Below are 12,809 nucleotides of genomic sequence, written 5' to 3'. Positions count from 1 at the left end.
TGCTTTCCCTTGGGGCCGGAGGTCTGCGAGGTCGCCGCGCATTAACACAGTTGTTTTCGGGCCGCCACGTTTGCGGCGCGAAATTTGCTGGCCGGTTTGCGCCAAGGCAAGCGCACCCGGTTCTAATCCCTCGGTTCGCGGTGCTTGAGCATCGCTTCGGAGAGGGTGATCTCGGTAACAGCTTGCGCGCCGTGTGGTCGTTGATTTCGCCACGACGAAGCATGGCCTGCAGTTCTGGCCTGAACAAAAAAGACCGCTACGAGAGCGGCCTTTTTCTTCTTAGATCGGATGCTTAAAGCGCGGAGCTGATCTGCAGCTCGCTGGCGCCGTCGAGGCCGTAGATGTCGTCGCGGAACTGCACGACGCCCGGAGCGGTCGACCACGCCGACAGATAGAGGAAATGAACCGGCACTGGGTTGACCACGTTGATCGGCGTGTTCTCGCCGGTCTTGATCGCTGCCTCAAAATGCTGGCGGTCCCAGCCAGGCGTGTCACGCAGGATCCAGGTGACGAGGTCGCGCACGTTCTGGACACGCACGCAGCCTGAGGAATCGAAGCGCATCAGCTTGCCGAACAGGCTCTGCTGCGGCGTGTCGTGCATATAGACGCCGTCCGGGCTCGGGAAGTTGATCTTGACCGAGGCCATGGCGTTGCCGGCGCCGGGATCCTGGCGGAAACGGTATTTCGCGGCGTCGTCCGTCGACCAGTCGATGGTCATCGGATCGACCTCGCTGCCGTCCGGCGCGAACAGGCGGATGTGGCTGTCCTTGAGGTAGTTCGGGTCCTTCCGCATCAGCGGAATGATGTCCTTGCGCACGATCGAAACCGGCGCGTTCCAGTACGGATTGACGATGATCTCGTTGATCTTCGAGTTCACGATCGGCGTCTGGCGGTCGATCTTGCCGACGATCGCGGTGTGGCGCAGCACGACACGGTCGTTCTCGACCGCTTCGACCTGGGCGCCAGGAATGTCGACCAGCACGTAGCGGTCACCCAGCGTACCGGCCTTTTCCTTCAGGCGCTGCAGGTTGGTCTGCAACTGGCCGAGCCGGACCTGCGCCGACACGTTCATGGCGGCGTAGGTGTATTTGCCCATGGCGCCGTCGGCCGGCAGGCCGTGACGGAGCTGGAAGCGCTTGACCGCCGAGTCGACATAGGAATCGAAGGCCGTCGAAATGCCGGCGCTTTGCGGCAGGTCGCCCGAGACCATCAGGCGCTTGCGCAGCGGGACGACATCCGGATCGTCGTCGCCGAGCTGCAATTTCTTGGTCGCCGGAACCTGTTCCCAGCCGCCTTGGGAGACGATGTTCTGGTACTGCGCCACCGCCTGCTCGGTGAAGGCGACCGTCTGCTGGCTGAAGATCGGCAGCGTCGAGGCGACCTTGTTGGTGTCGTTGCCGCGGGCGTCGAATTGGTCGTCCCAGTTGCCGCGGGTAGAGGATTTCAGGATGTCCCCGATCACGTCCTGGGCGCTCGCATGGCCGGCGACTACTGCGGCGGCGAGCGCGGAGGCTCCGGTAAGGAAGAAACGGCGGCTGGTTCTCATGGCAGACATTCTTTGCTTAATCGCTCTCGCTCAATCGCTTGCCGGGCGGCTTGTCCGCACTCTAGGGGTAGCAAACTTAACAATTCGCCAACCATGACCCGTATGGTCGGCCGCCAGAAACGCGCCGCCGTAACGCAGGTTCCAAGGAGCACAGGGCATAGGCCCGCATCACCCGCAATCGGCATTGACCGCGATTATGGCGGCAACGTGGCCCTGGCCGGCGATTTGCATGCGGCGCACTGTGAAGAAATCATAGCGATGCCTTTTTGCATCGCAGCGACATCGTCGTGCCCTTGTGAAGTCTGCGCCCTCCCCGTCAGGCGCGAAACTTCAATGCGTGCGGAGCGACGGTCAAACTCCCGCAGATGCCCGCCGTCGAAAAAGAAAGAACCGGCGCGCTTCGGCGCCGGCCCATCTTCTTTCCCCCGAGGCCGTGCTTCTTCGGCGCGGCTTTCCCGTCCCAGTTCCGTAGCACTTACATCCGGTAAGCGATCGTGTCGTTCCAGAAGCGATCCAGGCGCTGCAGCGCGCGGTTCATCTGCTTGAACTCGTCGGTGTTGATGCCGCCGACCGCCTCGATCGAGCCGACGTGGCGCTCGTAGAGGCCGGCGACGACGTCGGCCACCTCGTTGCCCTTCGGCGTCAGCGAGACGCGGACCGAACGGCGGTCGATACGCGAGCGCTGGTGGTTGATGAAGCCGAGGTCCACCAGCTTCTTCAGATTGTAGGAGACGTTCGAGCCGAGATAGTAGCCGCGCGAACGCAGCTCGCCGGCGGTCAGCTCGGAGTTGCCGATGTTGAAGAGCAGCAGCGCCTGGATGGCGTTGATGTCGGAACGGCCGTTGCGGTCGAACTCGTCCTTGATCACGTCAAGCAGGCGGCGGTGCAGACGCTCCACCAGCTGCAGCGATTCCATGTAAAGCGAGCGGATAGCCTCGCGGCGATCGTCGGATACGTTTGCGGTCTTCGCCGCCGGACGCGAATTGATCATTGTCTTTGCCTCTCGTTTGTCGCCTTGGTGATTTTTTGTTTTTCACCTTGATCGCGACACTATCGAATACTCATAAAATTCGACTTAAACGCCAGGGCTAACAAGAGCTTACCGGTAAGAGGTTTCGGAAGACGCTTAACGATCGGTCACCCGAGCAAGAACAATTAACCTAAAGATTTAGCCAATGGATTTTGCGGTGAAAACGGGCTGCGAAACCGGCCCTGAAGGCCGGCCCTCGGCCGGCTTTATGGGTGGAGCATGATGTCATCCGAAAACCGCGTCACACTTTTCGGCATCATGCTCATTGGCGAAGTCGGCGCTTCTGCAGCCAGATGGTGACGCGAAAGACGATGTAGAGCAAGGCCACGCAGGCGTGCGAGATCACGATCAGCAGGCGGTGGCCGAAGAGATCGGGAAAGCCGGCATACATCACCGTCTCGGTCACCGCGCAGATGAACCAGATCACCGGTCCCCAGGACGCCAGCATCCAGAGGCCGGCGGCCGCGAAAGGAAAGAACACTGCGAGCATGGCCGCCGCCACCTGCCAGTGCACCGGCATCAGGTCGAAGCGCCACAGCTCACCCGGATAGATGCCGATCAGGCGGATCCAGTAGAGAATACCGAACAAGAGGCAGTAGCCGGCGATGACGCGCTGGAACCAGGCGAAGATGACCTCGGTGGTCGAGGGTTGCAGCACCACGCGCCTGGAGGTGACCTCGCTCACAGGGCGAGTTCCTTATCACCGAGCGGCGCGAAATAGGCGTCGATGTCGGCCTTTCGAACCTCATCCAGTTCTGCCGGCCGCCAGGCGGGCGTCGAGCCCTTGTCGATGATTGCGACACGGATGCCTTCGTAGAAATCATGGCCGGCCAGCATGCGGTTGAGGATTCGAAATTCCATCTTCATGCATTCATCCATCGACAGCGTCGATCCTGCGCTGATCTGGCGCCAGGCGACGTGGAGGCTGGTCGGCGAGCGGGCTTTCAGCGTCGCCAGCGTCTTTGCGGCAAAAGGATCTTCGGCCCCTGCCCGCTCCAGGCTGTCGATGGTGCCGGCGAGCGAGCTCTGCGAAAAATGGCGCGCGATCGCCTCCAGGTCCTGGCGGTCGGTCTCGCGTTTGGCCGGCACGAAGAAATCGCGCAGCTCCGCATTGGCGTCGCCGCTCGTCGCCAATTCGTCGAGCAGGCCCGCCTGGTCCTCAGCCTTGATGGTATGGGTGGCGAGCCCCGACCACAGCGCGTCGCCATAGCGGATGCGGTTTCCCGTCAGTCCGAGATACATGCCGAAAGAGCCGCCCAGGTCCGGCAGCAAGTGGCTGGCGCCGACATCGGGGAAGAAGCCGATGCCGACCTCCGGCATGGCGAACTGCGCGTTCTCGGTCAGCACCCGATGCGAGCCGTGGAAAGAGATGCCGACGCCGCCGCCCATGACGATACCGTCGATCAGCGCGACATAAGGTTTCTTGAAACGGGCGATGCGGGCGTTGAGCCGGTACTCGTCGGCGAAGAAGTCGACGGGCGGCTTGCCGGCCCGGCCGGCCTCATAGATGTGCAGGATATCGCCGCCGGCGGAAAACGCCCTGCCCTCGGCCTTGACGACGACGACCCCGATGCCCGGATCCTGTTCCCAGGCGTCCAGCGCCTTGCCGAGCGCCTTGACCATGTTGTGCGTGACGGCGTTGAGCGCTTTCGGCCGGGTCAATGTGACCACGCCCGCTCTGCCCAGCCGCTCGAAGCGGATCTCGTCGCCTCCGCCAAAATCCATCACCAGGAAATCTCTCTCTCCGTCCGCCGGGGGAGAGAAGTGCTAAAGGCGGCATGCGGACGCGTCAATGGTGGCGCTCCTTGCGCTGGCGGGCGGCCACGCCAGATGTTAGGTAACCGGCAAAGCACTGCGCCCGCATCCGACCGGTTTCGAGCAGATCGACATGCCTGGAATTTCCCGCTTCGTGGTTGGATTGGTCGGTCTCCTGTGTCTGGGACTGCCCCTCCGCGCCGCGACAATCGCCGAGCTCTACCAGGCGCAAACGATCGCCACCGGCACCGGAGAGGTAAACCGGCAGATCGGCTTCAAGGATTGCCTTGACAAGGTCCTGGTCAAGGTGTCGGGCGACCAGCGGCTGACGCAGAAGGCGGAGATGCTGGCGCTGCGCGACAAGGCAGCCGACTTCGTCCAGTCCTTCCGCTATCACGACCGGCTCGAAGGCATTCCGATCCATGACGAGCAAGGCACGCATGACAGGCCGCAGGATCTGACCTGCATCTACAAGCCAGCCGTCGTCGACAAGCTCCTGGCGCAGCTCGGCAGCAGGCCCTGGCTCGGCGAACGGCCGCCGATCGCCGTCTTCATGACCGCCGAGCAGGGCTCGCGACATTTTATGCTGACGCTAGACGAGCAGCGCGGCGACGCGATGCGCGAATCCTTCGCCAATGCTGCCGGTCCGCTGCTGATGCGCGTCACCTTTCCAAAGACCGGGCAGCTTGGCGGCCTGGATGAAAAGGCCCTTTCCGCGGCCGATATGGCAAGACTCGACAAGCTTGCGAGAAAAGCGGGAGCGGCCCGGGCGCTCGCCGGCAGCATCGTGTGGAGCGACAAGGACCTTGGCTGGATCGCCGACTGGCGGATGGCCGATCGCGGCAAGACCTATCGCTGGCAGGCGCGCGGCGTCAGCTTCGACGAGGCGTTCCGTGTGGCGATCAGGGGCGCTGCGCAGATCCTGTCGGGGCACGGGCAGCCCTGACAGCATTTCCTCGCCCCCATGAAATGGGGAGAGGTGGCTCGTTCGCGCTTCGACGCTGGCACAATCGTGTCGCATTGGTCAGCAGCGGAGACGCGTGGTAAAAGCCGCCGCAAAAGAGAGTTTCGGCGATGAACAGATTCACTCCCGCAAAGCCCGCCGGCGCGCGCAGCGTCGACGAGATCACCGGCAGCCGGCGGCTGCGGCGCATGCGCAAGGCCGACTGGTCGCGACGGCTGGTGCAGGAGAACCAGCTTTCGGTGAACGACCTGATCTGGCCGATCTTCGTCATCGACGGCAAGAACGCGCGCGAGCCGATCGCCGCGATGCCGGACGTCTATCGCCTGTCCGTCGACCTCGCGGTGAAGGAAGCCGAGCGCGCGGCCAAGCTGGGCATCCCGGCCATCGCCACCTTCCCCAATGTCGAGCTTGCACTGCGCGACCAGACGGGATCGCACATCCTCGACCCGGACAATGTCATCAACCGCGCCACGCGCGCCATCAAGGACGCGGTGCCCGAGATCGGCATCATCACGGATGCCGCGCTCGATCCATTCACCAGCCACGGCCATGACGGCATCCTGCGCGACGGCATCATCGTCAATGACGAGACGGTGGAGCAGGTCGCCGCCGCGGCCGTCATCCAGGCCGCCGCCGGCGCCGATATCATCGCGCCGTCGGACATGATGGACGGACGCATCGGCGCGATCCGCGACGCGCTCGACGCCAACGGCTTCCAGGACGTGGCGATCATGTCCTATGCGACTAAATTCGCCTCGGCCTTCTACGGCCCCTATCGCGAGGCGGTCGGCACCGCCGGCCTGCTCAAGGGCGACAAGAAGACCTACTACATCGACCACGCCAACTCCGACGAAGCGGTGCGCGAGGCCGAGCAGGACCTCGCCGAAGGCGCCGACATGCTGATGGTGAAGCCCGGCCTGCCCTATCTCGACATCATCCGCCGGCTGAAGGACGAGCTGCAGATGCCGACCTTCGCCTACCAGGTGTCGGGCGAATATTCGATGATCAAGGCAGCAGCCGCCAATGGCTGGATCGACGGCGAAAAGGCGATGCTGGAATCGCTGCTTGCGCTGAAGCGAGCCGGTTGCGACGGCGTGCTGACTTATTTTGCGCCGTTGGTGGCGCAGATGCTGAAGGGCTAGGCCTCCCTCTCCGACTGATCTGATACCTTTGCTGGATGACCGGCAGGCCCATCTGCCGGGCGAATTTTGTTCGCCCGAAGAATACCGATTGCAAAATGCAATCAGTTAAGCTATTCCGCTTGCATATTGCAACTGATCGGGAGGAAACCGTGTCCAAACTCCGTGTTAATTGCTTTACGCTCTCGCTCGACGGCTACGGCGCTGGCCCCGACCAAAGCTTCGAGATACCCTTGGGCGTCGGTGGCGAAAATCTGCACAAATGGATGATCAAGACCCGCTCCTTCCACCAGATGATCGGCAAGGATGGCGGGACCACGGATACAGATAACGAGTTTGCCGTGCGCAGTTTTGAGAATGTCGGCGCTTGGATCCTCGGCCGCAACATGTTCGCGCCGAGCCGCGGCGAATGGCCGGACGACAACTGGAAAGGTTGGTGGGGCGCCAACCCACCCTATCACGTGCCGACCTTTATTCTGACGCATCACAAGCGCGCGCCGATCGAGATGGAAGGCGGCACGATTTTCTATTTCGTCACCGACGGCATCCATTCGGCGCTCGAACAGGCGAAGGCGGCGGCCGGCGGCAAGGATGTGCGGGTCGGCGGCGGCGTTTCGACCGTCCGTCAATATCTGCAGGAGAGCTTGATCGATGAGATGCATCTGGCTGTCTCGCCGCTTCTGCTCGGCTCGGGCGAGCATCTGTTCGCCGGGCTCGACATGCTGAAGCTGGGATATCGTTGCACCGGGCAGGTGGCGACCGCCGATGCGACGCATGTGATGATCGGGCGGGCGTAGTTACAGCTTTTTCTCCCCGTCACTATACGGGGAGAAATGCCCGGCAGGGCAATGAGGGGCAGCGCTGCCGGTCGCAGATTGGTGATAAGCTATCGATGGCGAATTAGGGGCCAACCACCCGCGCCGCGCCGCCCCTCATCCGCCCTTCGGGCACCTTCTCCCCGTGGAACGGGGAGAAGGAAAAATGGCGCTCAATACTTCTCCGGCACATAGAGTTCGCGCGGCAGGACCTGACGTTCATATTCCGGGTTGAAGACACGCTCCGGCAGCGTGATATCCTCATGCGGTACCTCCTCATAGGGCATCTGCTGCAACAGATGGTCGATGCAGTTCAGCCGCGCCCGCTTCTTGTCGTTGCCCTCGACGATGAACCAGGGAGCTTCCGGAATATTGGTGCGGGCGAAGGTCTCTTCCTTGGCCTTGGTGTACTGCTCCCAGCGCACGCGCGACTGCAGGTCCATGGGCGAGAGCTTCCACTGCTTCATCGGATCGTGGATGCGCATCAGGAAGCGCATCTGCTGCTCCTCGTCGGTGATCGAGAACCAGTATTTCACCAGCGTGATGCCGGAACGAACCAGCATGCGCTCGAATTCCGGCACGTCGCGGAAGAACTCCTCGACCTGATCCGGCGAGGCAAAGCCCATCACGCGCTCGACGCCGGAGCGGTTGTACCAGGAGCGGTCGAACAGCACGATCTCGCCGCCTGCCGGCAGATGCGGCACATAGCGCTGGAAATACCATTGCGACTTCTCACGCTCGGTCGGCGCCGGCAACGCCACGACGCGCGCGATGCGCGGATTGAGCCGCTGCGTGATGCGCTTGATGACGCCGCCCTTGCCGGCGGAGTCACGGCCCTCGAAGACCACCACCAGCTTCTTCTTGTGGTAGGCGACCCAGGACTGCAGCTTGATCAGTTCCGACTGCAGCCTTAGCAGCTCTCGGAAATAGGTCATGCGCTCCATGGAAGGCGGATGCGACTTCTTGTAGATTTTGGCGATCTCGAGCGAGAGCGCCGGTTCGGAAATCTCCAGCTCATAGTCCTCGTCGAGCGTGTCCTCGAGTTCGGCTTCGAGCCAGTCCTTCGCCCCGGAATTCGGTTTCAATTCATTCATCGCGCAACTCCGTCCTGCCTGTCAGCCATCATCGCTTCGGAATGCCGCGCCGGCTCCGGACGGACATTCCTTAAGCCGACTGAGATACAGAGGCGCAATGACGGTTTTATTGCAATCGACCGGTAGCGAGGTCGATATAGCAGATATGTGATCGACCCGTATCGATAGCGGGGCGACAAGCGGCGGAATTGTCCTACAAATCCCCTCGCCTCTTTCCGGCGCTCGCCACGGCGCTTTTTCAAAACAAATTGCGAGGACCGACATGGAATACCGCACGCTGGGCCGATCCGGCTTGAAAGTCTCGACATTGACGCTTGGCACCATGACCTTCGGCGGCGCCGGTCCGTTCGCCGCCGTCGGCAATTCCGACCTCGCGGAGGCCAAGCGCATCATCGACACCTGCATCGATGCCGGCATCAACCTCATCGATACCGCCAATGTCTATTCCAATGGCCTGTCGGAAGAGATCATCGGCGAGGCGCTTGGCGGCAAGCGCAAGAACGACGTGCTGATCGCGTCCAAGGCGCGCATGCGCATCGGTAGCGGCCCGAATGACGAGGGTCTGTCGCGACACCATCTCATCCGTGAATGCGAAAAGAGCCTGAAGCGGCTCAGGACCGATGTCATCGACGTCTATTTCGTCCATCAATGGGACGGGCTCACCCCGGTCGAGGAGACGATCGCGGCGCTCGACACCTTGGTCAACCAGGGCAAGATCCGTTACATCGGCTGCTCCAACTGGTCGGGCTGGCAGGTGATGAAGGCGCTTGCCGTCAGCGACAGCCGCCATCAGGCCCGGTTCGTCACCCAGCAGATCCATTACACGCTGGAAGCGCGCGAAGCCGAATATGAATTGCTGCCGATCTCGGTCGACCAAGGCCTCGGCGTGCTGGTCTGGAGCCCGCTGGCGGGCGGACTGCTCTCCGGCAAATACCATCGCGATAGCCCGACCGCGCGCCAGATCGGCGGCTGGACGGAACCGCCGATCCGCGACGAGGATCGTCTGTGGCGAATCGTCGACGTACTCAACGACATCGGCAAGGCACGCGGCGTCTCAGGAGCGCAGGTGGCGCTTGCCTGGCTGCTCGGCCGTCCGGCTGTAAGCTCGCTGGTGATTGGCGCCCGCAACGAGGCGCAGCTCAAGGACAATCTCGCCGCGGCCAGCCTGTCGCTCAGCGAAGAGGAGCGACAGAGCCTCGATGAGGTCAGCCGGCCGCCGGTGCTTTATCCCTACTGGCACCAGCATTTCACCGCCAGGGACCGTTTCGGGCCTGCCGACAAGGTGCTCGACCGCTCTCACGCTTAAAACGCTCAGCCAGCGATAAAGCGCCAGACTTCCGGGTCGGGCTTAAGCTGCCCGCTCAGCACGAAATATTTATAGAGGACGAGCAGTGAAATCGCCTGCTCGTCCTGTTCATTGCTGAATTTGCGGCAATAGTCGTTGGCGGCGGCGGTTATCCGCCCCGCCTCGGCCGGGTGTTTTTCGAAATAGGCCACCTTGTCGACCAGGTCGGAGAAATCCGGCTGCAGCGGCACATAGTGAACGTTGGGCTCGACCTGGGCTTCCGCAAACCAGGTTTCGTAGGTCGGTTCCGGCATCAGGCAGAGCGAATTGGAGCTCATGATCCATTTCAGATTCGTCGCGACATCATTGCCCTCCAGCGAGACGATGTAGCGGTAGCGCCGCTGCTGCTCGATGTTCAGGTACGGCTTGCGGTATCCGTCGGGCGCGTCGGCCCTGTGGGAACCCGCATCGCAAATCGGCAGGTTGGCGGCCTTTTCCACGAAGCGGGTGCGAAGCGGATTGTTGAGATGACCGCGCCAGACCACCATCGGGCGCTTGTCGGCGAAAGAAAGCTCGTCGGGCGGCATGTAGAAGTGACGGAACTTGTTCAGCTTCATCAGCACGCCGTTGGCATTGTCGTCGCCGATGGGCCGGTCCTTGACGATCCTCGGGAGCTCCGGAACGCCGACGACGTCGCCGAACTCGAAATCGATCAGCAGGCCGGGATCGAAATAGCGGGCGAATTCCTTGAGGTCATAATAATACATGCTGGAAGAGGTCGGCAGCTTGCCGACGGCTATGGCGTCGAGGCTGGGCACGAACGGCTCTTCCAGCTTGTTGTAATAGTTCAGTCGCTCGCGAACCGTCTTGCCCGAAAGCCTAGCTTGCTCGAGCCGGCTGGCCAGACGGCCGCGAAACAGGGATTGCGGTGAGCGGTCACGCGCGAAATTGCGCGCGTAGTAGAACAGCTTTGCGGCGGTTCGAGAGAATGTGGCCATGCGTCCGGGAGTTCAGCAAGATGGTCAATGGTAGTCGGCCTTCATCCCCCCTCGTCTCCTACAGCATTCTCCCGGCCATGTTGCAAGCCTGCTAATGCGATTGGCCACAGGACAACTTACGCCGCGACGACGGCGAACCCTCTGGCGCGCAATCCGCGCCGGTCGTCATGCAAGGAACTGACAAGCCGATCGCGACTGCCGGCGATGTGAGCGGCAAGCAGCCGCGCCGCTTCCTCGGCATCGCCGCGCTTGACGGCGGCAAGGATAGCGTGGTGCTCGGCCCAGGCGCGGCCGAGCGCCTTCTCATCGCGCACCTCCAGCCAGCGCGCGCGTGACAGTCTCGTCATCGCATCGCGAACGGCCCTGAGCAGAAACTCGTTGCCGGAAAGCCTCGCCAATTCGATGTGGAAATCCAGGCCGACGCGATGCCATTCCTCGCGCGGCGTCTCGGCATCGCAGGAATCGAGCATCGCCGCGATCACGTCGATCCCGCTACGGTCTTCGAGCGCCGCCGTCAGGCGAACCGCAGCGACCTCGACCGCCTCGCGGTAGACGGCGATCTGCCCGAGTTCGGCGAGGTTGATCGGCGCTACCGTCCAACCGCGGCCGTCGCGGGCGATCAGTCCTTCCGTTTCCAGGCGCAGCAGCGCCGCCCGCACCGGCGTGCGCGAAGCGCCGAACCGGCTCTCGATCCAGCGCTCGGTCAAACGCTCACCCGGGCCGATCTCCAGCCCAAGGATCATCTCGCGAAGCTGCCTTTCGACATTCTGCATCTGCGACATTTGTCGTCCCACTTTCTAAAGCCGCATTGACAGCGGCAAGTGTCAGGTCCATGACCGATACCAGCTTGGTATCCCAAATTGGTATCCGCAACAACCCCAGCATTGGCACGCGTGACATGACGCCCAACGAATCCGAACAGAGCGGCTTCAACATCCATTGGCGGCGCAACCTCGCCGTCTGCTTCGCCGGCTCGTTCAGCACGCTTATCGCCATGACGCTGCTGCTGCCGTTCCTGCCGCTTTACGTCGAGCAGCTCGGCGCCGAGGGCCACGCCGCGATCGTGCAGTGGTCGGGCATCGCCTATGGCGCGACCTTCTTCGCGGCCGCGCTGGTCGCGCCCTTGTGGGGACGGCTTGGCGACCGCTATGGCCGCAAGCTGATGCTGGTGCGCGCTTCGTTCGGCATGGCGATCTGCATGTCGCTGACCGGCATGGTTGAGAGCGTCTGGCAACTGGTGCTGCTTCGGCTGCTGATCGGCTTTGCCGGCGGCTATTCCTCGGGCTCGACGATCCTGGTGGCGATGCAGACGCCCAAGGGGCGCTCGGGCTGGGCGCTGGGCGTGCTGGCGGCGGGCATCACGGCGGGCTCGCTGGTCGGACCGCTGCTCGGCGGCCTGCTGCCGCCGCTGATCGGCATTCGCGCGACCTTCCTGCTCTCGGGCGGCGTCATCTTCCTGGCGTTCCTGGCGACGACTTTCCTGATCAAGGAGAATCCGCCGGCGCCGAAGCCCGCCTCGACGGCGAAGCCGAAAAGCGGCTGGTCGCAGATCCCCGACAAGCGGCCGATCGTCGCCATGCTGGCCACCGGCATGCTGCTCGCCTTCGCCACCATGTCGATCGAGCCGATCATCACCGTCTATGTGCAGCAGCTCGTCGAGGACCAGAGCAAGGTGACCATGGTCGCAGGCGTCGTCATGTCCGCGGCGGCGCTCGGCACTATCCTGTCCTCGTCCTGGCTGGGGAAACTCGCCGACCGCGTCGGTCACTGGAACGTCGTGGTCGGTGCGCTGGCGGTCTCGGCATTGCTGCTCATTCCGCAAGCCTACGTCACCAATGGCTGGCAGTTGATCGGCCTGCGCTTTCTGATGGGCCTGGCGCTGGGCGGACTGTTGCCCTGCATCACCAGCGTGATCCGCCACAACATCCCCGACGGGATCGGCGGCAATGTGCTTGGCCTGGCGATCTCGGCGCAATATGTCGGTCAGGTCGCGGGGCCGCTATCTGGCGGCTTCGCCGGCGGGCATTTCGGCATGCGCTCGGTGTTCCTGGGCACAGCTGTGCTGATGGCGCTCGGCGCGGTCTACAACTGGACTGTCCAGTCGCGCCGGGCGAGGCATATGCTGCTCGAAGCCGGCGAATCCTAACCGGCGCCTCACCTGACCGTGGCATGGAGCATCCAGG

General features: G+C 62.8%; 12 protein-coding genes. 5 read left to right on the top strand and 7 right to left on the bottom strand.

Translation table 11 applies throughout. The annotated features are described in order from the left end of the window. Positions 1–292 precede the first annotated feature (292 nt). The 4 genes from O7A05_RS14785 to O7A05_RS14770 all read right to left on the bottom strand — a co-directional run bounded on the left by O7A05_RS14785 (position 293) and on the right by O7A05_RS14770 (position 4,301). Positions 293–1,546 carry a L,D-transpeptidase family protein gene (locus O7A05_RS14785; protein WP_337093811.1) on the bottom strand — a complete coding sequence of 418 codons (1,254 nt, stop codon included), beginning with the start codon at positions 1,544–1,546 and terminating at the stop codon, positions 293–295. A 475-nt stretch (positions 1,547–2,021) separates the two neighbouring features. After that, positions 2,022–2,537, bottom strand: coding sequence for a transcriptional regulator LdtR (ldtR, locus tag O7A05_RS14780; protein ID WP_040983294.1), 516 nt, complete (start codon positions 2,535–2,537; stop codon positions 2,022–2,024). A 301-nt stretch (positions 2,538–2,838) separates the two neighbouring features. Next, on the bottom strand, positions 2,839–3,261 hold the full coding sequence (locus O7A05_RS14775) for a DUF6163 family protein (RefSeq protein ID WP_337093810.1): 423 nt from the start codon (positions 3,259–3,261) through the stop codon (positions 2,839–2,841). Next, on the bottom strand, positions 3,258–4,301 hold the full coding sequence (locus O7A05_RS14770; RefSeq protein WP_337093809.1) for an enoyl-CoA hydratase/isomerase family protein: 1,044 nt from the start codon (positions 4,299–4,301) through the stop codon (positions 3,258–3,260). The genes O7A05_RS14775 and O7A05_RS14770 overlap by 4 nt, the downstream gene beginning before the upstream one ends. Positions 4,302–4,464: 163 nt before the next feature. Here O7A05_RS14770 and O7A05_RS14765 point away from each other — a divergent pair, with 163 nt between their 5' ends. The 3 genes from O7A05_RS14765 to O7A05_RS14755 all read left to right on the top strand — a co-directional run bounded on the left by O7A05_RS14765 (position 4,465) and on the right by O7A05_RS14755 (position 7,231). After that, a complete protein-coding gene (locus O7A05_RS14765; protein ID WP_337093808.1) occupies positions 4,465–5,277 on the top strand; it encodes a DUF2066 domain-containing protein in 813 nt (270 codons plus the stop codon). 128 nt (positions 5,278–5,405) lie between these two features. Further along, on the top strand, positions 5,406–6,437 hold the full coding sequence (hemB, locus tag O7A05_RS14760; protein WP_337093807.1) for a porphobilinogen synthase: 1,032 nt from the start codon (positions 5,406–5,408) through the stop codon (positions 6,435–6,437). A 149-nt stretch (positions 6,438–6,586) separates the two neighbouring features. Beyond that, the gene (locus tag O7A05_RS14755; protein WP_337093806.1) at positions 6,587–7,231 is read left to right on the top strand and encodes a dihydrofolate reductase family protein; all 645 of its coding nucleotides are present in this window, start codon (positions 6,587–6,589) and stop codon (positions 7,229–7,231) included. Between the two features lie 191 nt (positions 7,232–7,422). Here O7A05_RS14755 and ppk2 read toward each other — a convergent pair whose 3' ends face one another. Then, positions 7,423–8,343, bottom strand: coding sequence for a polyphosphate kinase 2 (ppk2, locus tag O7A05_RS14750; protein ID WP_337093805.1), 921 nt, complete (start codon positions 8,341–8,343; stop codon positions 7,423–7,425). A gap of 262 nt (positions 8,344–8,605) precedes the next feature. On the opposite strand from ppk2, the gene O7A05_RS14745 reads away from it, so the two are divergent. Then, entirely contained in the window at positions 8,606–9,649 is a 1,044-nt protein-coding gene (locus tag O7A05_RS14745) for an aldo/keto reductase (protein WP_337093804.1), read from the top strand. A gap of 5 nt (positions 9,650–9,654) precedes the next feature. Here O7A05_RS14745 and O7A05_RS14740 read toward each other — a convergent pair whose 3' ends face one another. Continuing rightward, positions 9,655–10,626, bottom strand: a complete 972-nt coding sequence (locus tag O7A05_RS14740; RefSeq protein WP_337093803.1) for a glycosyl transferase family 90 — start codon at positions 10,624–10,626, stop codon at positions 9,655–9,657. Positions 10,627–10,742: 116 nt separating this feature from the next. Further along, a complete protein-coding gene (locus O7A05_RS14735; RefSeq protein WP_337093802.1) occupies positions 10,743–11,408 on the bottom strand; it encodes a GntR family transcriptional regulator in 666 nt (221 codons plus the stop codon). Positions 11,409–11,524: 116 nt separating this feature from the next. On the opposite strand from O7A05_RS14735, the gene O7A05_RS14730 reads away from it, so the two are divergent. Next, the gene (locus O7A05_RS14730) at positions 11,525–12,772 is read left to right on the top strand and encodes an MFS transporter (RefSeq protein ID WP_337093801.1); all 1,248 of its coding nucleotides are present in this window, start codon (positions 11,525–11,527) and stop codon (positions 12,770–12,772) included. Positions 12,773–12,809 lie beyond the last annotated feature (37 nt).

It is taken from the genome of Mesorhizobium argentiipisi (SeqCode), from assembly GCF_037179585.1.
GTDB classification, from domain to species: Bacteria; Pseudomonadota; Alphaproteobacteria; order Rhizobiales; family Rhizobiaceae; genus Mesorhizobium; species Mesorhizobium argentiipisi.
This window is presented reverse-complemented; position numbering and strand designations above follow the sequence as displayed.